The organism is Sphingomonas sp. Leaf257 (assembly GCF_001422185.1).
Lineage (GTDB): Bacteria > Pseudomonadota > Alphaproteobacteria > Sphingomonadales > Sphingomonadaceae > Sphingomonas > Sphingomonas yabuuchiae.
Window position 1 is genome coordinate 59,391 of sequence record NZ_LMMH01000036.1, and the last position, 23,411, is coordinate 82,801.

At 67.5% G+C, this 23,411-nt stretch carries 14 protein-coding genes; 9 read left to right on the forward strand and 5 right to left on the reverse strand.

Annotation, left to right across the window (positions count from 1 at the left end; genetic code table 11):
• Positions 1-16: 16 nt before the first annotated feature.
• The 7 genes from ASF14_RS19270 (at position 17) to ASF14_RS19300 (ending at position 11,988) form a co-directional block, all read left to right on the forward strand.
• Positions 17-4,024, forward strand: a complete 4,008-nt coding sequence (locus ASF14_RS19270) for a Pls/PosA family non-ribosomal peptide synthetase (RefSeq protein ID WP_056439162.1) — start codon at positions 17-19, stop codon at positions 4,022-4,024.
• Complete coding sequence (locus ASF14_RS19275; RefSeq protein WP_056439165.1) at positions 4,021-4,578, forward strand: 4'-phosphopantetheinyl transferase superfamily protein; 558 nt, start codon at positions 4,021-4,023, stop codon at positions 4,576-4,578. Before ASF14_RS19270 ends, ASF14_RS19275 begins: the two co-directional genes overlap by 4 nt.
• Complete coding sequence (locus ASF14_RS19280) at positions 4,575-5,129, forward strand: GNAT family N-acetyltransferase (protein ID WP_056439449.1); 555 nt, start codon at positions 4,575-4,577, stop codon at positions 5,127-5,129. Before ASF14_RS19275 ends, ASF14_RS19280 begins: the two co-directional genes overlap by 4 nt.
• Before the next feature lie 261 nt (positions 5,130-5,390).
• Entirely contained in the window at positions 5,391-8,795 is a 3,405-nt protein-coding gene (locus ASF14_RS19285) for a S8 family serine peptidase (protein ID WP_168371573.1), read from the forward strand.
• Between the two features lie 19 nt (positions 8,796-8,814).
• Positions 8,815-9,156: a hypothetical protein gene (locus ASF14_RS19290; protein ID WP_056439171.1), complete on the forward strand. Its 342-nt coding sequence runs from the start codon at positions 8,815-8,817 to the stop codon at positions 9,154-9,156.
• Positions 9,157-9,356: 200 nt separating this feature from the next.
• Positions 9,357-9,677 carry a hypothetical protein gene (locus ASF14_RS19295; protein ID WP_056439174.1) on the forward strand — a complete coding sequence of 107 codons (321 nt, stop codon included), beginning with the start codon at positions 9,357-9,359 and terminating at the stop codon, positions 9,675-9,677.
• 106 nt (positions 9,678-9,783) lie between these two features.
• Positions 9,784-11,988 carry a hypothetical protein gene (locus ASF14_RS19300; protein WP_056439178.1) on the forward strand — a complete coding sequence of 735 codons (2,205 nt, stop codon included), beginning with the start codon at positions 9,784-9,786 and terminating at the stop codon, positions 11,986-11,988.
• Here ASF14_RS19300 and ASF14_RS19305 read toward each other — a convergent pair.
• Positions 11,985-12,848 (reverse strand): alpha/beta hydrolase, encoded by an 864-nt coding sequence (locus ASF14_RS19305; protein ID WP_056439181.1) that lies wholly within the window; start codon positions 12,846-12,848, stop codon positions 11,985-11,987. The genes ASF14_RS19300 and ASF14_RS19305 overlap by 4 nt on opposite strands.
• Positions 12,849-13,114: 266 nt before the next feature.
• On the opposite strand from ASF14_RS19305, the gene ASF14_RS19310 reads away from it, so the two are divergent.
• Positions 13,115-15,649, forward strand: coding sequence for a putative bifunctional diguanylate cyclase/phosphodiesterase (locus tag ASF14_RS19310; protein WP_082442353.1), 2,535 nt, complete (start codon positions 13,115-13,117; stop codon positions 15,647-15,649).
• Between the two features lie 238 nt (positions 15,650-15,887).
• Here ASF14_RS19310 and ASF14_RS22380 read toward each other — a convergent pair whose 3' ends face one another.
• Genes ASF14_RS22380 through ASF14_RS19325 form a run of 3 tightly spaced genes read right to left on the reverse strand, consistent with a single transcriptional unit; the run spans position 15,888 to position 20,081 of the window.
• Positions 15,888-17,339 carry a TolC family protein gene (locus tag ASF14_RS22380; protein ID WP_156361322.1) on the reverse strand — a complete coding sequence of 484 codons (1,452 nt, stop codon included), beginning with the start codon at positions 17,337-17,339 and terminating at the stop codon, positions 15,888-15,890.
• Positions 17,336-18,412, reverse strand: coding sequence for an efflux RND transporter periplasmic adaptor subunit (locus ASF14_RS19320; RefSeq protein WP_056439184.1), 1,077 nt, complete (start codon positions 18,410-18,412; stop codon positions 17,336-17,338). The genes ASF14_RS22380 and ASF14_RS19320 overlap by 4 nt, the downstream gene beginning before the upstream one ends.
• Complete coding sequence (locus ASF14_RS19325; protein WP_056439187.1) at positions 18,402-20,081, reverse strand: ATP-binding cassette domain-containing protein; 1,680 nt, start codon at positions 20,079-20,081, stop codon at positions 18,402-18,404. Before ASF14_RS19325 ends, ASF14_RS19320 begins: the two co-directional genes overlap by 11 nt.
• Positions 20,082-20,279: 198 nt before the next feature.
• Here ASF14_RS19325 and ASF14_RS19330 point away from each other — a divergent pair, with 198 nt between their 5' ends.
• Entirely contained in the window at positions 20,280-21,185 is a 906-nt protein-coding gene (locus ASF14_RS19330) for a hydrogen peroxide-inducible genes activator (RefSeq protein WP_056439190.1), read from the forward strand.
• A 188-nt stretch (positions 21,186-21,373) separates the two neighbouring features.
• On the opposite strand, the gene ASF14_RS19335 is transcribed toward ASF14_RS19330, so the two are convergent.
• The gene (locus tag ASF14_RS19335; protein WP_443025847.1) at positions 21,374-23,137 is read right to left on the reverse strand and encodes a methyl-accepting chemotaxis protein; all 1,764 of its coding nucleotides are present in this window, start codon (positions 23,135-23,137) and stop codon (positions 21,374-21,376) included.
• Positions 23,138-23,411: the final 274 nt, after the last annotated feature.

Sequence of the window (23,411 nt, forward strand, 5' to 3'; positions counted from 1 at the left end):
GCAAGAAAGTCCGCTGATGCTCGGAGATACCGAAGCCCCCGCCGTCCCGAGCATCCACGCCGCGATCGCCCCGGCCCCGGCGCTGCGTCCCGACCGGCCCTATGCCCGTGACGAGCTGCTGCACGAGCTGTTCGACGCGACCTGCCGGACGCGCGGCTGGACGACCGCGCTGAAGCTGATCGGCGCGGACGAGGAGTTCGGCCGCTCGACCGAATGGACCTATGACATGCTGGCACAGCGCAGCCTGTCGCTGGCGCACCGGCTGCGGGCGCAAGGCGTGGGGAAGGGCGACCGCGTCGTCCTGTGCCTGCCGCGGGGGCTCGACCAGTATATGGCGATCCTGGGCGTGTTGCGGACGGGGGCGGCCTATGTGCCCGTAGACTGGGGTTATCCGCAGGACCGCATCGCCTTCATCATCGAGGATAGCGGCGCCGCGCTGACCATCACCACCGGCGCACGGGCGGCGGAGATACCGGGCGCGACGCTGGCGCTGGATGCCGAGCTGGGCGACCTGGCTGCCGAGCCGCCGGTGCCGATGGGGCGCGAGGTGACGGGATCGGACCGCCACGATCTGGCCTATATCATCTATACCTCGGGCACGACCGGGCGGCCCAAGGGGGTGATGATCACCCATGCCAATGCCTGTCACCTGGTCCGCTCCGAAAGCGCGATCCTGGCGCTGGAGCCCGACGACATCGTGTTCGGCGGATTCAGCCTGGCCTTCGACATGTCGGTCGAGACGATGTGGAGCGCGTTCTTCGTCGGCGCCAAGCTGCTCGTCGCGACCGAGCCGCTGGCCGCGAGCGGCCCCGACGTCGCCGTCGCGCTGGCGGCGGAAAAGACGACGATCTGGCATGTCGTTCCCTCGCTGATCGCGCTGGTCGAGCATCCGGTGCCGACGCTTCGCCTGATCAACATGGGCGGTGAGGCATGCCCCGCCGACCTGCCGCGCCGTCTGGCGCGGCCCGGCCTGCGGTTGCTCAACACCTATGGCCCGACCGAAACCTCGGTGACGGCGACCTGGACCGAGGTGCAGCCGGGCAAGCGCATCACCATCGGCAAGCCGTTGCCCGGCTATACCGCCTGGATCGTCGATGAGGCGTTGCAGCCGGTCGAGGCGGGGCAGGAGGGCGAACTGGTCATCGGCGGCCCCGGCGTCGGCGTCGGTTACGTCAACCGCCCAGACCTGACGGCCGAGAAGTTCACCATGACCCCGTTCGACACCGTGTCGGGCGGGCCGGAGCGTATCTATCGCTCCGGCGACCTGGTTCGGCTCGACGCGGCGGGCGACATCGATTTCGTCGGGCGCATCGACACCCAGGTGAAGATTCGCGGCTTCCGCGTCGAACTCTCCGAGATCGAGGCGGTGATCGGCGAGGCACCGGGCGTCGCGCAGGCGGTCGTCCATCTGTTCACCGATGCCGATGGTTCGGAGTTTCTCGCCGCCTTCCTGGTGGCGCGCAGTGGCGAGACGATCGACATCGCCGACATCAAGGCACGCGTCACCGAACGCCTGCCCAATTATATGCGGCCCGCCGCCTATCAGGTGATGGCGGCGCTGCCGACCTTGCCCGCCTCAGGCAAAGTCGATCGCAAGGCGCTGGTAAAGCCGGAAATTACCGTCGACACCGGCCGCACGCTCGAAGCGCCCGCCACACCGATGGAGGAAAAGCTCCACGCCATCTGGGCCGAAGCCTTCGCGCCGCAGCCGGTGTCCGTCACCGACGATCTGTTCGAGGATCTGGGCGGTCACTCGCTAAAGGCCGCGCGCCTCGTCTCGGCGGCGCGCAAGGTCGCGGGGCTCGAGGGGTTGTCGCTGGAGGACCTTTATGCCGCGCCGACCATCCGGGCGTTGGCGACCCGGATCGGCGGCGCGGCGGCGGTCGCGGTTCAGACCGAGGAGAGCTTCCACCGCGTGCCCGAATGGAAGCGCTGGCTGTGCGTCGCGGCACAGACGGTCGCGCTGCTGCCCGTCTATACCATTGCCGGGCTGCAATGGTTCTTCCCCTACGTGGCCTATACCCATCTGGCCGGGCGGATGCCGCGCATCGACGCGCTGATCCTGAGTGCGCTGTTCTTCACCATCGTGCCGGTCGCCTCGATGCTGTTCTCAATCGCCGCCAAGTGGCTGATCGCCGGGCGGTTCAAGGCGGGAGACTATCCGCTGTGGGGCGGCACCTATTTCCGTTGGTGGCTGGTGCGGCGGATCATCGCGGTGACGGCGACGCCCTATCTGGCGGGCACCCCAATGATCCGGGGCTATTACCGCATGCTGGGCGCGAAGATCGGCAAGCGCGCCTATATCGGCAACGGCGTCATCGACACCGCCGACCTGTTCGCCTGCGGCGACGATGCGATCGTCAGCGATCAGGCGGTGATGGCGACCAGCTCGGTCGAGCGCGGCTTGCTGCGCCTCGGCACGGTGACGTTGGGCGACCGCGCGTTCGTCGGCGGCCAGTCGGTGGTCGGCCGTAATTCGGCGCTGGAGGATGACGCGATCCTCGACGACATGGCCGCGCTTCCCGCCGAGACGGTGATCCCGGCCGGGCAACGCTGGACCGGTTCGCCCGCCGCCTTCGACCGGATGGTCGAGCCGGGCGAGGTCGTCACGATGGGCAAGCGGGCCGGGCCGTCGCTGGCGATCTTCATCGGCGCGCTGCTGCTGCCGATCATCGCCATCCTGCCGATCGCGCCGGGCCTGATCGCGTTGATCGAGCTGGATTGGGCGACGACCGGTTACGGGTATATGCTCGTCTCGCCGCTGCTGGCCGCGACCTATATCGTCATGATGTGCGTGCTGACGGTGCTCGCCAAGCGGCTGATCCTGGGCCAGGTGAAGCCGGGCGTCTATCGCCTCGATAGCTGGTTCTATGTCCGCTACTGGATGGTCCGGCAGATCAACGACCTGGCGCTGCGGCTGCTCCACCCGATCTTCGCCACGCTCTATGTCGTCCCCTGGTACCGGGCGCTGGGCGTGAAGGTCGGGCGGCGGGCGGAGATTTCGACCGCCAGCGCCATCGTTCCCGATCTGGTCGAGATCGGGCCGGAGAGCTTCATTGCGGATTCGGTCATCTTCGGCGCGGCCAAGATCGGCCATGGCACCATCGAACTGGCGCATACCAAGATCGGCCGTCGCAGCTTCATCGGCAATTCCGCGCTGCTGCCCACCGGCGCGCAGATCGGTGACGAGGTGCTGATCGGCGTCCTCTCCAAGCCGCCCGAGGACCCCAGCCTGGCGACCGAGGCGGGCAGCACCTGGTTCGGCTCGCCCGCCATCAAGCTGCCGGTGCGGCAGGTGGCGACGATGTTCGACGAGGGCGCGCGCTTCAACCCGTCGCGCGGCTTGATCGCGACACGCCTGTCGATCGAGGCGATCCGCACCACCCTGTCGCTCACCGCCTTCCTGGTGTTCTTCAGCGCGCTCTTGTCGGTGGTCGGCGATCTCGACGATCTGGAGCGCGGCGGGCTGGTCATCATCTCGGCCTTCCCGTTCCTCTATGTCGGCTTCTGCCTGGCCTGCGGTGCGTTCGTGCTGGCGCTGAAGTGGCTGGTGGTCGGGCGCTACCGGGCCCGGACCGCACCCTTGTGGAGCACCTTTGTCTGGCGCACCGAGCTGGTTACCGCGACCTATGAGAATCTCGCGGTCGCCAACCTGCTGGAGCCGTTGCGCGGCACGCCCTGGATCGGCCTCTACCTCCGGCTGATGGGCGCCAAGGTCGGCAAGCGCTGCTATATCGACACCACCGACCTGACTGAGCATGACCTCGTCACGATCGGCGACGATGTCGCGCTGAACGATTATGCCGGGCTCCAGACCCATCTGTTCGAGGACCGGGTGATGAAGGTCGGTGCGATCAAGGTCGGCGACCGTGCCACCATCGGCTCGCTGGCGATCGTGCTGTACGATGCCGAAGTGGGTGCGGATGCGCAGTTGGGCGACCTGTCGGTTGTCATGAAGGGCGAGACGCTGCCCGATGGTACCAATTGGGAGGGCAGCCCGGCCCGGATCGTCACCGAGCCATGATCCCGCTGCGCCATGACGGGCCGCTCGACCGGCTGGAGTGGGATGGCCAAGCCCCCGTCATCTGGCGCACGGCCGATCCGGGGCGGGGGAAGCGCGCGCCGCTGGTTGAAGCGTTGCTTTCTCGGCTGGCGGGCGGACCGGTCCGGCTGGCGCGGAGTGCGACCGGGCAGCCGCAGGTCGCGGCTCCGCGAGGCTGGTATATCGGCCTTGCCGGACGGGGGGAGGCCTGCCTGATCGCGGCGGCGCGACAGCCGATAGCGGTGGACCGCGAGATCATCGACGGTGCCCCGCCGCTCTGGGACATGCTGGCCCCGGCGGAAGCCCGTGCCGTGCGTGACGCGACCGATCCGTCGCGCCAATGGCTGCGCCGTTGGACGATCAAGGAGGCCTATGCCAAGCTGCTCGGCGACCCCCGGCATATCGCCGCCGAGACGATCGAGACGCGACTGATCGACGACCGGCAGGCGACCGCCCACCGGCAGGGAGAGCGAGACGCGCATTGCTGGACCCGCGATGACGGCGGCGCGATCGAGACGGTGGCGCTATGGGCATGAGGGACGTCGTCGTCCGCTCCTATGCGGAGACCGACCGCGACGACGTTCTGACGATCTTCGACGCCAACCGCGCCGACTATTTCGGGGCAGGGGACCGCGACTGGCTGATCGAGACGCTGGACGAGCCCGATGGCCCCGCCTTTGTCGTTGCGATTGACGGACGCGCGGTGGCGTTCGGCGGTTATGAGGTCTGGGCGCATTACAACAAGGCGCTGCTCTATTGGGGCATGGCGTCGCCAGCCCGGCATGGTGGCGGCCTGGGGCGGCTGTTGCTGCTGGCGCGATTGCACCATGTCTCGGTCCATGCGCGGCCGGTGACGCGCTATGTCACGGTCGACACCTCGCCTGGGGTGGCGCCCTTCTTCCTGCGCTGCGGCTTCGAGCAGACCGCCGTCTGGCCCGAAGGTTATCGCTCCGGCATGACCATGCACGAGCTGCGCTTCGACCTGGCGAAGGTGTCGGCGGACGAACTGGCGGCCCGCCGCGACGACGCGCTGGCGGCGGTTGTTCGCACCCTTTCTTCGCCCGACCGGGAAGGTGGCAGGCCTTAGGGCCGACCGAGCGCATTGCGACGAGCGATTCGCTCGCTGCGCCGTCTGCATCGATAAGGAGCAGGAGGGCCCGCAACGCCGCCGGAACCCGCCTTATCCATTCCCTTACGTTATCCGCCATTGTTGCGGAGTCGAAACAGGAAAACTTTACAAACCTTTGTAATTCATCCGTTATCGGAGTTGACAGGCCTGTGGCACCATGAAAACCGTGTAATCGATAAGTCGATGTTATTAATCGGAATTAAGGGGAATAGCGTGGGGGTGGGCGTTTCTCGTGTATCGCTGTTGGCGATCGCGTCCTTTTGCCTGGTTCAGGCGGGCTCGGCGTCAGCGCAGAGCCAATATGTGCCGCCTGCACCGACCGGCGGCTATGTGATGGCCAATGGCCAGCGAACGGCGGACTATAACGCGGCGCTGGCGTCGTGGCGGCAGGACAAGCAATTCTCGGTCGATTACACCAAGGGCTATCTGGGCCTGGAATATGCTTATGTCCTGGGCCTGTCGGGCAAGGGACAGACGATCGGGATCAATGACGCGGGCGTGGTGATGAGCCATCCGTCCTTTGCGGGATCGGGCAAGATTTCGGGGCTGCGCACGCCCGTCCCCGCGACCTATGGCAATGACGGCATGGTCAATCCGCGACGGCCCTGGGAAATCCATGGTACCCATGTCGCGGGCACGGCGGCGGGCGACCGGCTGGCGAACGGGGTGATGTTCGGCAACGCGTTCGGCGCGAACATCCTGTCGGCGACGACCAATTTCGCGGCGGGCGATTTCCTGTGGTGGCGCGACCAGATCCTCGACAACGTCATGGTCGCCACCGCGCAGGAGAATATCCCGGCGCTCGCCAATACCGGGCGGGTTCGGATCATCAACAACAGCTGGGGCTCGACCTCAACCCAGCCCTATACGCTGACCCCGTCCCAGGCACGCGGTGCGTTTCAGCAGACGCTGAACGGCCTCTATGATCCGGTCCTGAAGAATGACGTGCTGGTCGTCTTCTCGGCGGGCAATGGCGGCGGCGTCCATGCCAGTGTCGATGCGGTCACGCCACTCAATGACCTGCGGCTGCGTTCCAACTGGTTGTCGGTCACCAACTATCTGGCGAACGGCACGGCGGCGTCCAGCACCAGCCTGTGCGGCCAGACCGCGACCTGGTGCGTGTCAGGGCCGGGCAGTTCGGTCGTGTCCGCGGCGCAGACCTATCTAGTCGACGGCACCGCGATCCGCGCGAAATATACTCGCGCCATGTACCCGACCATCTATGCCGCGACGACGCTGGCCCAGTTGCAGACGGCGGCGGTCAATGCGTGGCTGGGCGTGCTGACTGACTATCTCGTCCGGCGCGACATCGCCCAGACACTCGGCCGCCCCTTCGACGAGGAGGCCGAGCGGACCAAGGCGGCACAACAGGCGGTCGGCATCTCGCTGGCTTACGGCGCGCGGTTCATGACGCCCGATCCCGATGGCTATACCAGCCGTCTGGCGCAGATCCTGACCATTCCCGGCAACGTCACTTTGCTGGGGCGGGACTTTTCCACCTCGGTGCTGACCCAGGCCAATACGCTGATCACCGCCGAACTTCAGAAATACATCAGCTTCACCGGGCCGGGCTATGCCGCGCTGACCGGCACGTCGATGGCGGCGCCCAATGTCTCGGGCTTCGCCGCGCTGCTGATGGAGTATTTCCCCGAATATAAGACCGGGTTGATCTCCGACATCCTCGTGTCCAGTTCCAGGGACCTCGACACGCCGGGCGTCGACCTGCGCTCGGGCTGGGGCGCGCCGCAGATGGCGGTGGCGCTGCGCGGGCCGACCGCACTGCGCGACACGCGCGAAGTCACGGTCGCATCGGGCACGACCGATATCTGGAGCAACCCGATCACCGACGCGCGCGACCGTTACTCGGCCGAAGTGCTGGCGGGCTTCCCCAACGATATCGGCGGCCTGGTCAAGCGCGGCGGCGGCGAGCTGATCCTGACCGCCGCCAACAGCTATAGCGGCCCGACCCGTGTCGAGCAGGGGCAGCTGACCGTGGACGGCAGCCTGACCCGATCGGCGGTGACGGCGGTGTCGGGCGGCATCGTCGCAGGCAATGGCAGTGTCGCATCGCTGAGCGCCGGGTCGGGCGGCATCGTCTCGCCGGGCAGCACCGGCGCGTTCGGGACGCTGACCGTGGCAGGCACCGCCAGCCTGGGATCGGGCAGCCAGTTCGTCGCGGATATCGGCCCCGCCGGCACCTCCGACCAGCTGGCGGCGCGCAGCATCGTGCTGGGCGGCGGCAACCTGACCCTGCGCCCCGTCAACTATGTGCCGCGCTATGGCGACAGCTATACGCTCCTCACCGCGTCGAACGGCATCACCGGCAGCTTCGGCGGCGCCACCGCCTTCAGCGCGATCCTCTATCCTGAACTCAGCTATGGCGCGGGAAGGGTGACGGCGGCGGTGGGTGCGCGGCCCTATGCCAGTGTCGTCGCGGCGACCCCGGTGCAGGCCGCCTATGCGCGTCTGCTCGACGCCAACCGCTCCGCCTATGCGGGCTTGCGCGGGACCTACGACCTGCTCGACCTGCAGGATGTCGGGACGATCCGCGGCAGCCTGGAGGCGATCGCGCCGCGCAGCCAGACGACCCGCCGGGCGATCGGCACCACCGCGACCGACAATATCGCGCGCTTCTATCGCGATCGCCTGACCGCGATGACGCCGGACGGCTTTGCGGGCGGCACGGTCGCGATGATCGGCAAGCCGCTGGAGTTCGCCGCCAACGCCATCGCCGCACCCGGTCGTCCCCAGACGGTCAGCGACACGCCGACCAGCATGGTCCGCGAAAACATGCTGCCCGACAATGTCTCGGCCTATCTGGCGGGCGGCTATATCGACGGCTCGGGCGCGGCGATGCCCGGCACGGTCGGCGGTCGCGATCCGTTCGACGGCTTCTACATCGCGGGCGGTGTCGAAGCGCGGGTGTCGGACGCAGGCGCACTGGGCTTCGGCCTGTCCTATTCGGATATCGATGGCGAGCAGCGTTTCGGCCAGTCGGCCAGGGGCGAGCTGATCCAGGGCACGCTCTACGGACGGCTCGGCGGTACGCTCGGCCCGGCGCTGGATGCGCAGTTCGGCGCGGGCGTGTACCAGTCCTCGACCCGGCGGCAGGGCAGCTTTGTCGGCACGCCCTTCGACCTGCGCTCGCGCGACAATGCGCTGGCGCTGTCGAGCGAAGTGGGGGCGAGCTATATGAAGGGCAGCGGGGCGCTGCGTTTCGGCCCGCGCGTGGCGATCCGTACCAGCAGCATCGACTTCACCCCCACGGGTGAGACGGGCAGCGGCCCGGCGCTGACCTATGGCCGCGACCGATTCCTGAGCGTGCAGGGCCGTGCGGGGCTTCAGATCGACGCGACACAAGGCGGCTTCCGCCCCTTCGCCTCGGCCTATTACGTCCATGATTTCGAGGGGCGGCCGGGCTATTTCAACGCCGGATTCGTCGGCGGCACGCGGGCGCAGGCCCGCTTCCTGACCGCACGGCAGGACCGCGACTGGGGCGAGATCAGCGCGGGGGTGGCCTATCGTTCGGGCCGTGCGACCGTCTCGCTGGCGGCGGACTCGACGGTCGGGCGCGACGATGTGCGCAACCAGTCCTATCGCGCCGGGCTGAAGTTGTCCTTCTGATGCAGCGGGCGGGGTCGTCATGGTGGTGATGGCGGCCCTGCTGGCGATGGTCGATCCGGTGCCGCTGGTCGTTTATCGCCGGCCGGGTGCGACACCGGCGCAGGTCGAAGCCGATCTCCGGCGGTGCCGCATCATCACCACCGGCCCAGCGGCGGGTGGTGAGCGCCCGGATGGGGCGGCGCTGCTCGACAATGGAACGCCGGGCCGGGTGCCCGGAGATACGATCGAGGGGTGCATGGCGGACTATGGCTGGCAGGCGCGCAGCTTGTCGAACCGCGAGCGACGCATGTTGTCCCGCCTCGATCCCGCCGCCCGTCGGAAAGCCTTGGAGCGGCTGGCAGGGCAGTCCTGGAAACCGTAAGCCGCGATCAACTTCCCCGAGAACGCGTGGTCTTTGGCGATATCTGATGAGACGAAAGATGCTTCGGTGATCTTGCGGTCCTTCAAGCCAAAGACGGCCATTTCCCGCCCCCGATGGTCGGGCTTAGGACCATCCGTAGGTGCGGTGGAAATTCCATTCAATTGGCGACATGCGTTCCCGGCGAGGGACCATCCCTGCGGGTGCGGGGGAACCGCTATATCCCCAATCTGATCAAGTACGGCCGACGGACCGTCCCCGCAGGTGCAAGGGGGGCGGCGCGAGCGGCACGGGCTGGGCAATGTCTATCCGAACCTGGTGCAGCTGGAGGCGACGCTGCGCCTCTGCTGGAACAGCGCTCCGATATCGTCATTCCGCGCGACAACCGCCAGCTGGTCGAACGCGCGCTGCACCCGCAAGCGCTGGCGGTGATCCAGCGAGAGGGCGGGGCGGCGTGGATCAATCATGGCAACATGTTGGCGGCCAGCCCCGCCACGTCCGCCTGGGCGCTGCGGCGCGACTAAAGGGGAAGGCCTATGGAAAGCGACGTGGATCGACCATAGACCAAGGCGAAACCATGGAGCCGATCTTGAATCATACCCCGTCCCTTTCCGCCCCTGGTGTGGCGGCATGATCTTCGTTGCCACTGCACTGGCGGCATCCTGCGCGACGGCCGGGGCAGGGGGGGACGTTGCGGCGGATCTGCTGAACCGCCGGATCGCCGAGCGGGTCGTGCGGTGCGGCGACGTCCGGGTGCTGGTCGCGCCATCGGGGGCGGTGGCGGCGGCGCTTCCCGTCGCGCTGCGGAGCCGGTGGCGCGCACCCGCCAAGCTGGGCCGCGAAGGCTTTGCGATCCGGCGGGTGGGGCCGGTGACGGTCGTCACCGCCGAAGACACGCGGGGACTGGTCTATGGCGCGGGCTGGGTGCTGCGCCATCTCGATGTTGCGGGCGGGACCGCACGGCTGACCGTGAGGGGACCGGTCGACGAGCGGCCTGCTTATGCCACGCGGCTGACCCAGATCGGCTATCGCCCCAAGAACAACAGCTACGATGCCTGGACCCTGCCTATGTTTCAGCGGCGGATCGAGGATTTCGCCCTCTGGGGGGCCAGCGGGGTGCAGATCATCGCGCCGGTGTCCGACGATGATGCGACCGGGCCGCTTTTCCCCGCCCCGCCGCGCGAGACGCTGGCGGGGATTTCCCGCATCACCCACCGGCTGGGACTGGATGTCGCGCTCTATTATCCCGAGCTTGGCGATTACGACAAACCCGGCGCGGTGGCGGTCGAGGTCGCGGCGTTCCGGCGGGTGCTGGCCGATCTGCCCTATGTCGATGCGCTCTATGTGCCCGGCGGCGATCCCGGGCATACGCCGCCCGCGCGGTTGTTTCCGCTCGTGGCGCAACAGGCGGCATTGCTTCGCGCGCGCCGTCCCACGGCGCCCGTCTATATCTCGTCGCAAGGATTCGACGCGGCGGGGTTCGAGGCGTTCTACCGCGAACTGGACAAACAGCCCGACTGGCTGACCGGCGTCTTCGTCGGTCCGCAGACGCGCGATCCGCTATCGGTCGAGCGGGCTCGGATACCGGCGCGCTATCCGCTGATCCTCTATCCCGACATTGCGCACACCATGCATGCGCAGTTTCCGGTGCCGCGTTGGTGGCCCGAATTCGCACTGACCGAGGGGCGCGAGCCAATCAATCCGCGCCCCGCCGCCTATGCGCATATCTTCGCCCGCTTCGCGCCCCTGACTGCGGGGTTCATCACCTATTCCGAGGGGGTGAATGACGATTTCAACCAGTTCCTCTGGTTTCGTCTGGGTTGGGACCCGAAGACCGACACGCGCGCCTTTGCGAAAGACTATGCGCGGGTGTTCATCGGCGATGACCGGGCGGCAGCACTTCCGGCGGCGCTGGAAGCCAATTGGGTCGGTGACCCTGCCACCAATACCACGATCGACGCCACGTTGCGCCTCGCCGATCAGGTCCGGCCCGCCACCTTTGCCGACTGGCGGATCGACTCGCTGCGCTATCGTGCGGTGTATGACGCGCTGGTCCGCCGCCGCACCATCGCCGCCCGTGCGCGGCGAGCGGCAGCCCTGGCCGCACCCGATCTCGAACGCGCGCGTGCCATCCTGGCGACGGGCGACGGACCCGAGGTCGCCGCATTGCTCGACCGGCTGAACGCACTGGCCGAACGGCTGTGGCAGGCGGCGCGACTGCAACTCAGCGTCAAGCGCTACGGCGCGTCGAATATCGAGCGGGGCGCCAATCTCGACCGCGCCGATGTCGACCTGACCGGCCGCGCCTGGATCGAGGCGCAGATGGCCAGGGGCTGGCCGATCCCCGACCGGAGCCGCCGGGCGGAGGGCGCACTCTATGACGATCTGGGCCGCCCGGATGCCGAGCCGCATCTGGTGCGCGGGCCCGGTTTCCAGGCCGATCCGCAATTCTTCACCACCGCCATCGACGGCATCGCCGACCGGACCCCGGCGGACGGCTGGTGGCCGGGCGAACTCGACTATGCCGAGACGCTCTACGACAGCCCGCTGCGGCTGCATTATGACGGGCTCGACCCCCGCCGGGGTTACAGCCTGACGATCACCTATGCGGGGGAGGACTATACGCTGCCGATGCGGCTGGTCGCGAACGGGACGACGGTGTTGCAGGAGCATTTCGTCCGTACCGCCAACCCCAGCCAGGTCACGGTCGCGATCCCGCGCGAGGCGACGGCGGGCGGTACGCTGGACCTCGCCTGGACCCGCCCGCCGGGCATGGGCGGCAGCGGGCGCGGCAAGCAGGTCGCTGAGACCTGGCTGATCCCCGACAAACGTTAGCGCGTCACCTGCCGGACGAAGGCAGCGACATCGGCCACCACCGGGGCCCGGCCGCGAAAGGGGCGGGCGATCGACAGAATCATCCCGACATGGCCGAGCTTGGGATAGGCGCGCAGCGTCACCGGCACGCCGCCCGCACGCAGCCGGGCGGCCAGCGCCTCGCTGTTGCGCGGCAGGACCGTCTTGTCCTCGGCGCCGACCAGTAGCAGCGAAGGCGGATCGCCCGCACCGGCCCAGTGGACCGGCTGGGTTTCCTCCGGGCGCGGCCAGGCCCCGAAGGCCGCTTGGCTGACATCCACGTCGAAGGGCGCGAAGTCATAGGGACCCGCCAGCCCGACCAGTCCGCGTACCGCCTGTCGGTCACGGCCCAGCCAGCGATCGTCGACCGCCAGCATCGCGGCGATATAGGCACCCGCCGAATGCCCCATCAGCACCAGCTTCGCGGGATCGCCGCCGAACCCGGCGATATGGCCCTTCGTCCAGCGCACCGCCGCCGCGCCGTCCTCGACAAAGGCAGGATAGCGGATGGCGGGCACCAGCCGGTAATCGGGGATCACCACGACAAAGCCCTGCGCCGCCAATGCCCGCCCGACAAAGGCATAGCCGCTGCGCGTCCCGCTGTTCCAGCTGCCGCCATAGAAGAAGACCACCACCGGTCGGTCACCCGCTCCCGCACTGCGCGGGGCGTAGATGTCGAGCCGCTGACGTGCATCGGAACCATAGGCCAGCGCCTCGGCCACCCGCCTGCCGCCGCCATCCTTGGGCACCAGATGGTCGAAGGTCGCCAGCGGCGAACAGGCCGCGACGAGCAGCGACAGGGAGGCGGGGAGCGACCGGGCGATCCGATGGAACAGCGTCATGGCCCTTCCATGCCCAAAGCCTGTGCCTGCCGCCAGAGAAGGCGCGGTCCGAAATGGGAAAAGCGATATTTCAGCCCCGCGATCCGGCCGATCCTGCGATTGTCCAGAAAAAAGTCACCGTAGTTCAAGGGCCTGAAATACGGAGATTGACGAAAGCTTAAAAAGGCGGTCAGGGCGCAAGTGGGGAAAGCGGCGGGAGCGGGGGCGCTCTGCGGGATTGGCCGTCTTGTTTCCGTCACATTAATGCGGGTTGGGGACGGGTCGGCATGAAGGCCGCGAAGCGGGTTTGGGACGTCAGGGCATGGGGCCTTTTATGGCTGCTGCTGCTGGCCGCGATGACGCCGGGTGCAGCCTCCGCCAAGGCGGTCGATCTGTATCCGACCGTCTGCAGCGCCGCGCTGCCGGACGGCACCAGCGACGCCGGGATCGTCGAGGCACCCTATCGCTGCGGCGCGGAGGCCCCGACGCGGGGGGCGGACTGGCTGTGGTTGCGGCTGGACACGTCCCGATTGGGCAGCTTGCCCCCCTATTGGGATCTGTTGATCGACCAGACCCGGTTCGACCGCCTCGGCCTGCTGGTCGTCACGCATGACGGCAGGGCGACGCGTCGGGTGCTGTCCTATGATGAATTGCGGGGCCATTGGACGCCCGGCGGCCTCCTGAAGTTCGTGGTCGGGCCACCGGGGCGCGACGTGGGCAAGCTTTATGTCGGCTTCCGGCAGATCGACGACCTGTCGCTGATGCGCAAGGTCGTCGCGCGGCCGGGCAGCAGGATGAACGGTGCGGATGTCGGCTGGCTGGTGCTGACCGGTCTGTTCGCCGGGACCCTGTTGTCGGCCTTTCTCTACAATCTGGTGATCCATGCCGGGCGGCGGCCCGCCTTTCAGCGCTGGTATCTGCTCTGGGTGGCGGTTGCGCTGGTCTATGGCCTGATCTGGACCAACACGGCGGCGCTGCTCGTGCCGTGGCTGGTCGGTCCGATCGCGGTGCGGATCTGGTTCGTGCTCGTCGGTCTGATGGTCGCGGCGTGCAACATGTTCTTCTTCTCGGTCATCGAGGACGGGGTGCTGTCCCCCGGCGTGATCCGGGCGGGACGCTGGCTGGCGATCGGGGGGGCGGTGTTCGGCGCGCTGGCCGCCGCCGATACCTGGTTTCCCCCGGTGCTCACCGACCGGCTGCTCAACTACGACATCGCCGCGACATCGGCGCTGATCGCCTGGTCCTGCGTCGTGGCAGCGCGGCGGGGCAGCCGGGTCGTCTGGTTCTACATGATCGGATGGAGCCCGGTCATCACGCTGTTCGTCCTGCGGCTGGCGCGTAATCTGGGTTTCGTGCGGCAGAATGACGCGGTGGACATGGCAACCTTCCTGGCGCTGGCGTTCGAGGCGCTGGTCCTGTCGCTCGCGATCGCCGACCGTTTCCGCCGCATCCGCCGCGAACTCGACGAGTCGCGGCAGCGGCGCGAGATCGACATGGCGGAGACCAAGACGCTGCGGCTGGCCGCGCATACCGACTTCCTGACCGGCCTGGGCAACCGCGCCGCCTTTCAGCAGCAGGCCAATGCCCTGATGAAGGCGTCCATTCCGTTCAGTCTGTTCCTGATCGACGTCGATTATCTGAAGGACGTCAACGACCGGCTGGGCCATGCCAGCGGCGACATGCTGCTCTGCCATGTCGGCACCGCGCTGGGCGGCGTCGTACGCTCGATGGCGGATGTGCGGGTGTCGCGCATCGGCGGCGACGAGTTCGCGATCCTGTGCCCCGGCTCGCTGCATGACGAGGCCGCCCTGGCCGAACGCATCGCCGGCATCCAGGGCGAGCAATGGCATGGCCGCGATCGCAGCCGGACCATGTCGCTCAGCATCGGGTCGGCACGCTACCCGGACGATGCCCAGGCGCTCGACCTGCTGTACCACAATGCCGATCTGGCGCTCTATACCGCCAAGCGGCTGGGCCGCGCGCGCTATGTCCGATATGATCCACTGCAAAGCAGCCTGCGCGAACTTCAGGTCGCCTTTGCCGGGGAGGCCGAGCAGGCGCTGGATCAGGGCGAGTTCGTCCTATACCTTCAACCCATCGTCTCGCTGGAGACCGAAACGGTGTGCGGTCATGAGGCGCTGCTACGCTGGGACCATCCGGTCCACGGGCTGATGACCCCGGACCGCTTCGCCGATGTGCTGGTCGCCGAGCGGATCGGCCTGCGCATCCAGGATCATGTCCTCGAACTGGCATTGATCGCGCTGCGCGATCGCGGCGAGGCGCTGGGCGTGGTGTGCGTCAACTTCACCTCGGCGCAGCTTGGCGGGCCGCGTTCGGCGCGCACCGTGCTGGAACGGCTGGCGCATTATGGCGTCGCGCCATCGCGGCTGTGCGTCGAGGTGACCGAGGGTGTGATGCTCGACCGCGGCGCCGACAGCATCCTGTCCAGCCTGCGCACGCTGCACGACGCGGGTGTGTGCATCGCGCTGGACGATTTCGGCACCGGCTATGCCTCGCTGGTCCATCTGCGCGACTTGCCGGTGGACCGGATCAAGATCGACCAGTCCTTCGTCGCCGGGTTCGACGAAACCGATGGCGGCACCTTCCCGATCGTCAGCGCGATCGTGGGCCTGGGGATCGGCCTGGGCAAGGTCGTGATCGCCGAAGGGATCGAGAGCGAATGGCAGGCCGAGCGTCTGCGCCAGCTCGGCTGTCGGCTGGGGCAGGGCTATCTCTATGGCCACCCCGTCGCGCTCGCGCCGATCACCGAGGGGGCGCCGGTCGTTCCCGCCGGCAATGCCCCGTTGGCGGATCGGGTGTAGAGCGGGATGATTTGAGATGGGTTCACCCCTCCCCTTCAGGGGAGGGCAGGGGGTGGGGCGCCTCCGCAAGTACGCCGCCTGTGGCGAGGCCCCACCCCAACCCAGCACCAGGTCGATCAGGCTCCCAGCCTGATCTGAACCGCGCGGGGCGCGGTTTGCCTGATGCTCCTGAAGGGGAGGGGCTCGGCTTGGTTCAACGCAATGTCATCACGGTCTAGATCCTCGCTCAGCCGCCCGTTCAGGGCTCCAGCCCCAGCGCCGCGCGGTCGGCGGTGGCGGCGGCTAGTTCGGCGCGGGCGGCCGCGATCCGGGCCTGCGCGTCGATCAGGCGGACACGCGCGTCGTTCGCGGTTTCCTCGCGCTGGTTGACCAGGAAGAAGTCGCTCGACCCCAGTTCGAACCGCCGCCGCTCGGCCGCCGCGAGCCGTTCGGCCAATTGGCGTTCCTGCTCGGCGATGGTCGCGAGCTTTTCGGCGGCATCGACGCCGATGGTAATCCCCTCGACCTCGACCGCGATCTGGTCGCGCAGGAAGCGGCTGCGCGCCGACAATGCGTCCATCTCGGCCTGTGCCTCGACCATGCGACCCTTCGCCGCGCGGTTCTGGAGCGGCATCGAGAAGCGAAAGCCGACCGCCGCCTCCAATGGCGTGCGATTGGGGCCGCCCAGGCCGATGGGACCGACATCCTTGCCCATCTCGCCGCGCAGGTCGAAGCGGGGGCGCAGGTCGTTCTGCGCCAGGGCCAGGCGCGCCGAACCCTGGTCGATCCGCGCCAGCAGCACCTGGAGATCGGGGCGGCGCTGTTCGAAATTCTGGCGCGCCGCCACCGCGACGCCGGACAGCGCCTCGGCCCCGCCGGGCAGGCGCTCTGGCCCGACCTGCACCGGATCGCCTTCGGCATCGCGGTAATAGAGCGACAGGGCATTGGCGGCGGCCTGGAAATCCCCCTCGGCCCGCACGACCAGCGCCCGGCGGCGGACGACATTCTGGTCGTTCTCCGCCAGCAGGATATCCGGACGCGCGCCCAGCTCGACCTGCCGGGCGAGGCCGCCCCGCCGGTTGAGCGAGAGGTCCAGCAGCTCGCGATAGGCCCGCAGGCGCAGGCCCGCCGCGACCCAGTTCTGATAGGCATCGACCGCACGCCGCTGCACGCCGATCGCCACGGCCTCGCGCTCGAACCTGGCGATGTCGATATCGCCCGACGCCAGGGTGCGGCGAGTGCGACGCTCGTCGACCAGCCGGTCGCGCAACAGCGAATAGAGCGCGCCGACCTTCACCTCGCCCAGACGGTTGGTGTAATTCTGGTCCTCATAGACCGGAAAAGTGCCGCGACTGACCCGGTAGCTGCCATAGACGTAACCGCCATTGTTGCTCAGCGGCCGGTTCGCGCTCGCCGAGGCGACGGTGCCGTCATAATAGCCGAGCGTGCGGGAGCGGCCCTCGGCCTCGAATACCGTGTCGAACGCGCCGTCGGCGGTGATCGCCTTGCCTTCCGCCGAGCGGATCTTGGCCAGCGCTTCGATGATCTGCGGCGCGGCGCGGGCGGAGGAGCGCAGCACCTCGTCCAGCGTCAACGGCCCCGTGCGGGACACAGGCGCGGGCGCGGGGATCGCCTCGATCCGCTGGGCCATGACGGGTGCCGACAGGACAGGGAGGGCGAGCGCAGAGATCAGCAGCAGCGAGCGCATCATTTCGGCTTGCCCGCCTTGGCCGCGATCTTCTTGTCGTCGTCCTTCGCGCCCTTGTCGTCCTGCTTGTCGTTCACCGTCTGGCCGAATTCGAGCGGGAAGTCGTTCAGCTGACGCCACAGTTCGTAACCGACCGTGACCGTCTCTCCCTGAACCCAGCCCTGCACCTTGCCGCCCAGCCGAACGAAGCGGCGCTCGGGCCAGGCGGGCTTGCCGGGCGCGGGCTCGACCAGGATGCGGAACAGCCCTTGCGCATTGGCATTGGGATCGATCGTGCGGACGCGGCCGTCGAAAAAGCCGTAGGCGACCGAGGGCCAGCCGCTGAATTGGATCGCGGGCCAGCCCTCGAATTCCAGACGCACCGGGCGACCGGGGCGGAGCAGTGGCACGTCGCGACCGTCGATCAGCAGCTCGACCGCGCGCTGCACCTCTTCCGGCGCGACCACCGCCAGCGCGGTGCCCGCCGAGACATAGGCACCGCCCGCCGCGGCGTTCAGGTTCTGGATACGGCCGTCGCGCGGGGCGCGGACCAGCTGCGCCGACTGGCGGTTCAGCTGCACGTCGATGCGGTTCAGCTTGGCACGCGACTCCGCCAGCTTGGCGCCGGAGTCCGCCACCTTGATCTGCGCCTGTTCATAATCGCGGCGGGAGGCGAGGCCTTCCGCATAGAGCTGGCGCGTGCGGCTGACGTCGATCTGGGCGACCGCCTGCGACTGGCGGACCGAGGCGATCTCGGCCTCCACCTGGGCGCGTTCGGCGGCGAGGCGGGACAGCAGATTGGGGTCGAGGTCGATGATCCGCGCGATCGGATCGCCGCGCTTCACATGCTGGCCGTCATGGACATACCAGCGCTCGACGCGGCCGGGCACCAGAGCGGTCACGTCCTGCGCGCGGTCGGTGGGATCGAGCGAGACGACTTGGCCGCGCCCTTGCGCGGTCTGCAACCACGGCACGAAGAACAGGATGAAGATGACCGCCGCGATGCCGACCGTCAGGATCCAGGCGATGGCGACCGTGACCCGTGGCGGGCGCAGCGACGAGAGGGTGCGGAAATGCGCGAGCTGATCAGGCGACATCGGCGTCCTCCCGGCGATAAGCGTTCTGGAGGTCGGCAAGCTGGTCGAAGCGACGCTGCTCGGTCAGACCGAGATAGAGATAGCCGTCGAGTTCCATGTCCTCGGGGCGGCCGGTGCACAGCAGCACGGTCGTGCCATGCGCCCGTAACAGGTGTAGCGCGGCACGCAGCCGTTCGGGCGGCAACAGGTCGTAAAGTTGCCCGAGCAGCAGCAGCTTGGGGCCGACCAGCAGCGCATTGGCGAGCTTCAGGGCCATGGTTTCGCCGACGCTCAGCGGATAGCCGGTCGAACCCAGCGGCGTGTCCAGCCCCTGCGGCAAGCTGGCCAGACGGCGTTCCAACCCGACCAGCGCCAGCGCCTCCATCGCCTTTTCGGCAAGTTCACCCGAGGCGAGGCGGAGATATTCGCGGATCGTGACCTCGACGATGGTCGAGCGGTCGAGCACCGTCACCTCCGAGCGGAGGCGATACATATCGAACGAGCCCAGATCGGCATTGCCGATCCGCACCAGGCCGCGATCGGGCAAGGCATGGCGCTTGAGCAGCATCGCCAGCGTGCGCTCGGCCCCCGGCTCGGCCACCGTCACCAGCTGTTCCCCAGCCGCCAGCGTCAGATTGTAGCGCGCATCGTTGAACGCCACGTCGGTCAGCTTGACCGACCCATCGCGCGGGCCATTGTCGCCGCGCACCATCGGCTCCTGCGGAATGGCGAAGAGCAGCGACAGCTCTTCCGAGCTGGCGACCAGATCGTAGAAGGTGTCGAGATAGGTGCCGAGCTGCGAGATGCCGTAGAACACACCCGACAGGATCAACTCGGCCGCGACCAGCTGGCCCAGCGAGAGCTGCCCGCGCAGGATCAACATGCCGCCCAGCAGCAACAGGCCCGCGCTGGCAAAGGCATAGATCAGCAGGAAGGCGATAGTCTGCGCGAATTGATAGCGGAAATAGCGGCGATGCGTGTTGACATAGTTCGCCGTCATCGCCTCCGACCGGTTCATCGCGAAGTCGAGATGACGGAGCGACTTGTAGAAGCCGTTGGACCCGCCGACGCTCTCCAGCCAGCGCGCGGCATTGTGCTTGGCATGGCTGAGCGCCACCGCGCCGCTGATCGCGCCGCGCCGCCAGAGCAGCCAGACGACCAGGATCGCCGTGACCAGCACCGCGTTGAAGGCAAGGAAGACCGGGTGGTAGAAGCTGGTGATGCTGAGCCCGATCACCGCCTGCAACACGATGGTGAAGGCGCCGATGACCAGGCTGGGCACCGATTTCTGGACGACGACCAGATCGAAATAGCGGTTGAACAGGTCGCCGCGATTGCCATCGGCGAAGAAGGGGTCCTGTGCATGGACCGCACGTATCGTGACCTCGGCGACCACGCGCGAGAACAGGCGACGCTCGAACGCGGCCATGATCCACACCCGGAGTGCGCTGAGCCCGGCGACCATCAGCAACAGCATCAGCAACACGCCCGACAGCGCCCAGAGCGGGGCGGGCATGGCGGTATTGGCGACGCTGTTGATCAGCAACTGGACCGAGATGGGCGTCGCCAGTGCCAACAGGCTGATCGCGATGGTATAGACGATGCCAAGGCGGACATAAGCCGAATCGGGGCCTATGATCTGCGACAGCCAGCCCACCGCATCCCGAAAACCCAATCGCTGTCCCGCCAAAACGCGCCCCTTTTTCCGTATCTTGGCCAAGCCGGAGCGGGCAGCCGACGGCCACCGTCACTCCGCGACACCTTCATGTTCCCCTCCATGAAAGTTACGCTTCGGCCTGATCCTAGTGAAGTCGGTGTAACGACATATCATGGTCGTGGCCAATCGGAATTGCCGTGTCCGGGGTATAGAAAGCCGCTATAGGGCCCTATGCTCACCCTGCGTCAGCTCGAATATCTGGTCACCATCGCGGACACGGGCTCCTTCGCGCTGGCGGCACGGGTCGCCAATGTCTCGCAACCGACGCTCAGCCAGCAGGTTCGTACGCTGGAGGAGCGGTTGGGCGCCAAGCTACTGGAGCGGAGCGCGACGGGCGCGATCCTGACGCCGGTCGGGCGCAGCATCGTGGCGACCGCGCGGCGCATGTTGAGCGACGCCAGCGATATCGTGGCGCTGGCAGCGGGCTCGACCGACAGCCTGACCGGCACGCTGAAGCTGGGGACCACGCCGACGCTGGGGCCGTATCTTCTCTCGCCGATCATCGCCGAACTGCACCGCATGGCCCCGCGCCTGCGTCTGCATGTGCGCGAGGGGATACCCGACGAACAGGTGCGCGAGCTGTCGCGCGGCGATATCGACGTGCTGCTCGGCCCGTTGCCCATGACCGGCGAAGACCTGACCGTCGAACCCCTGTTTCGCGAGCCGCTGCATCTGGTCGCGGCGCTCGACCACCCGATCGATGCCGCCATCGAGGCGGATCGCGAGGTGCTGAGCGGCAGTCCGCTTCTGACGCTGGACCCGCGCCATCATCTGGCGCGGCAGGCGGCCGAGGTCGCGGACCATTATGGCATGACCATCGCGCCGGATTATTACGGCACCAGCCTGGAAAGCCTGCACCAGATGGTCGCGAGCGGGCTGGGCCTGACTCTGTTGCCCAGCCTGTATCTGCGATCGGAAGTGGGCGGGGCAACGGGATTGAAGATCCTGCCGGTCCAGGGATGGCGTGCGCATCGGTCGATCGCCATCGCCTGGCGCCGCCAGTCGCCGATGAGCGCGGCGTTCAAGCTGATCGCCGATCATGTGCAGGGATGTGCACGGACCCTGCTGGCGGGGTGAGGGGGGCGAGCGCTCGGCCTGCTTGGTGATGGCTCGCCATCCCCTGCACGCCGTCCCGGCGGTAGCCGGGGTCCAGGGACGGGACGGCTCGATCGAGCTGCGAGCGCTTCCCCAAATGGATCCCGGCCTCCGCCGGGATCGCGTGCAGGATGGTGAGAGGTCCCGCGTTACAGGATATCCCTCGCCGGTCAGGCGGCGCGGCCGAAATCGGCGTCTTCGCCGTCCGGGCCGCCGGTCGACATATCCAGCGCGAAGCCGCGAATGCGGGCCTGCTGGTCGGCGACCACGTTCGTCCGGGCGGCGGGCTTGGCCTTTTTGGCGGGTGTCGTCGCCCGTGCCGGGGCCGGCGTGCGGCTTGCGCGGCCCGTACCGTTGTCGATGCGGAAGAAGGCGATATTCTCCTCCAGTTCCTCGGCCTGGCTGGCGAGTTCCTCCGAGGTGGCGGAAATCTGCTCGGAGGCAGCCGCGTTCTGCTGCGTGACCTGATCGAGCTGCTGGATCGCGGCGTTGATCTGGGTGGCGCCGATATCCTGTTCGCGGCACGCGGCGCTGATCTCGGCGACCAGCTCGGCGGTGCGGCGGATGTCGGGGACGAGCGAGCCGAGCATCTCCCCGGCCTGCTGCGCCGCCGCCACCGTGTCGGACGACATGCCGCTGATCTCACCCGCCGCAATCTGGCTCCGTTCGGCCAGCTTGCGGACCTCGGCGGCCACCACCGCAAAGCCGCGACCATGCTCGCCCGCGCGGGCCGCCTCGACCGCCGCGTTCAGCGCCAGCAGGTCGGTCTGGCGCGCGATTTCCTGCACGATGCCGATCTTCTCGGCGATGGTGCGCATCGCGCCGACGGCCTTCTGCACCGCCGCGCCGCTGATCTCGGCATCCTGCGAGGACTGGCGGGCGATCTTTTCGGTCTGGCTGGCATTGTCGGCATTCTGTTTGATGTTCGCCGCCATCTGCTCCATCGATGCGGAGGCTTCCTCGGCCGCCGCCGCCTGCTCGGTGGCGCCCTGCGACATCTGCTCCGACGACGAGGACAGCTGCTGGCTGCCCGCGGCGACATTCTTGGCGGCCAGCGTGGCGTCGCCGACGACACCGCGCAGTCGCTCGACCATCATGACCAGCGCCTGGCCCAGCGAGTCCCGGTCCGACAGCGGCCGGTGGTTGACGGTCAGGTCGCCGCCCGCAATCGTTTCGGCCAGTTCCGCCGACTTGCGCAGGTTGGTGGTCATGCGGATCAGGGCATGACCCAAAAGGTCCTTGTCCGACAGCGCCTGGTGATCGATGCTCAGGTCACCCTCGGCGATGGTATCGGCCAGCCGCGCGCTCTGGCGCAGATTGGCGGTCATGTGGTTCACCGTGTCGACCAGGTCCTTGATCTCGTCATTGGTGACGACCGACACTTCCTGTTCGATATCGCCGATCGCCACCGCCTCGATCGCGACCGAGATTTTCTTCAGCCCCTGCGACACGATCCGCGCAATCCAGACCGCACCGGCCAGAGCGATCGCCAGCGCCAGGCCCGAGATGACGAACAGCGCGTTGCGCGAACTGTCGTAGATCGCGTCGGCATTCTGCTGCGCGGCCTCCATGTCGGCCTTGGCGTTCTTCACGAGTTGCTGCGTTCCCTGGCTGATCTGCACGGCCAGTTCGCGCGACTTGGTCATCGACAATGCGCCAGCTTCCGCATTGCGATTGGCCAGTCCGAGACGGCGGACCATATCGTTGACGGGCAGCCAAGCCGTGTAACTCTCGCTGATCCCGGTCCAGATCTGGCGGCCCGCAGGCGTCGCATTCGCAAGGCCGGTTTCAACCAGCGCCTTTATGTCGGACCGAGCGTGCATCAGCTCGCCGTCAAAGACCCGCATCTGTTCGTCGTCGTTCGTCAGCGCGAGGTTCTTTTCCATGCGGATCGCGTAGCTGATGCGCTCGTTCAGCGTTTCGGCTCGGTCCAATCGGGCCACCGGGCCAGCGACGATCTAGGTCGTGACACTGTTCATTTCGCTCAATTTTGACGCGGCAAGCGCCGCCATGCCCAACAGCAATGTGAGCACTATCGCGAATGTCGCACCCAGTTTGAATTTGATCGTGGCCCGCATGATTTCCCCGTTTCCGATATTGACCTGGGTCAAGATCGGCACGGGTCACATGGAAAATTCTAACAGTATATAAACTGGAGTGACATCAATCTGTCACAATTCGACGCGTTGCATGAGAGAGGATCACGTC

Excerpts from the sequence above, each read along its gene's own strand:
- ASF14_RS19270 (WP_056439162.1), top strand. The coding sequence starts at position 17 with ATGCTCGGAGATACCGAAGCCCCCGCCGTCCCGAGCATCCACGCCGCG.
- ASF14_RS22380 (WP_156361322.1), bottom strand. The coding sequence starts at position 17,339 with ATGATGCGCTCGCTGCTGCTGATCTCTGCGCTCGCCCTCCCTGTCCTG.
- ASF14_RS19280 (WP_056439449.1), top strand. The coding sequence starts at position 4,575 with ATGAGGGACGTCGTCGTCCGCTCCTATGCGGAGACCGACCGCGACGAC.
- ASF14_RS19310 (WP_082442353.1), top strand. The coding sequence starts at position 13,115 with ATGAAGGCCGCGAAGCGGGTTTGGGACGTCAGGGCATGGGGCCTTTTA.
- ASF14_RS19305 (WP_056439181.1), bottom strand. The coding sequence starts at position 12,848 with ATGACGCTGTTCCATCGGATCGCCCGGTCGCTCCCCGCCTCCCTGTCG.
- ASF14_RS19290 (WP_056439171.1), top strand. The coding sequence starts at position 8,815 with ATGGTGGTGATGGCGGCCCTGCTGGCGATGGTCGATCCGGTGCCGCTG.
- ASF14_RS19330 (WP_056439190.1), top strand. The coding sequence starts at position 20,280 with ATGCTCACCCTGCGTCAGCTCGAATATCTGGTCACCATCGCGGACACG.
- ASF14_RS19300 (WP_056439178.1), top strand. The coding sequence starts at position 9,784 with ATGATCTTCGTTGCCACTGCACTGGCGGCATCCTGCGCGACGGCCGGG.
- ASF14_RS19275 (WP_056439165.1), top strand. The coding sequence starts at position 4,021 with ATGATCCCGCTGCGCCATGACGGGCCGCTCGACCGGCTGGAGTGGGAT.
- ASF14_RS19320 (WP_056439184.1), bottom strand. The coding sequence starts at position 18,412 with ATGTCGCCTGATCAGCTCGCGCATTTCCGCACCCTCTCGTCGCTGCGC.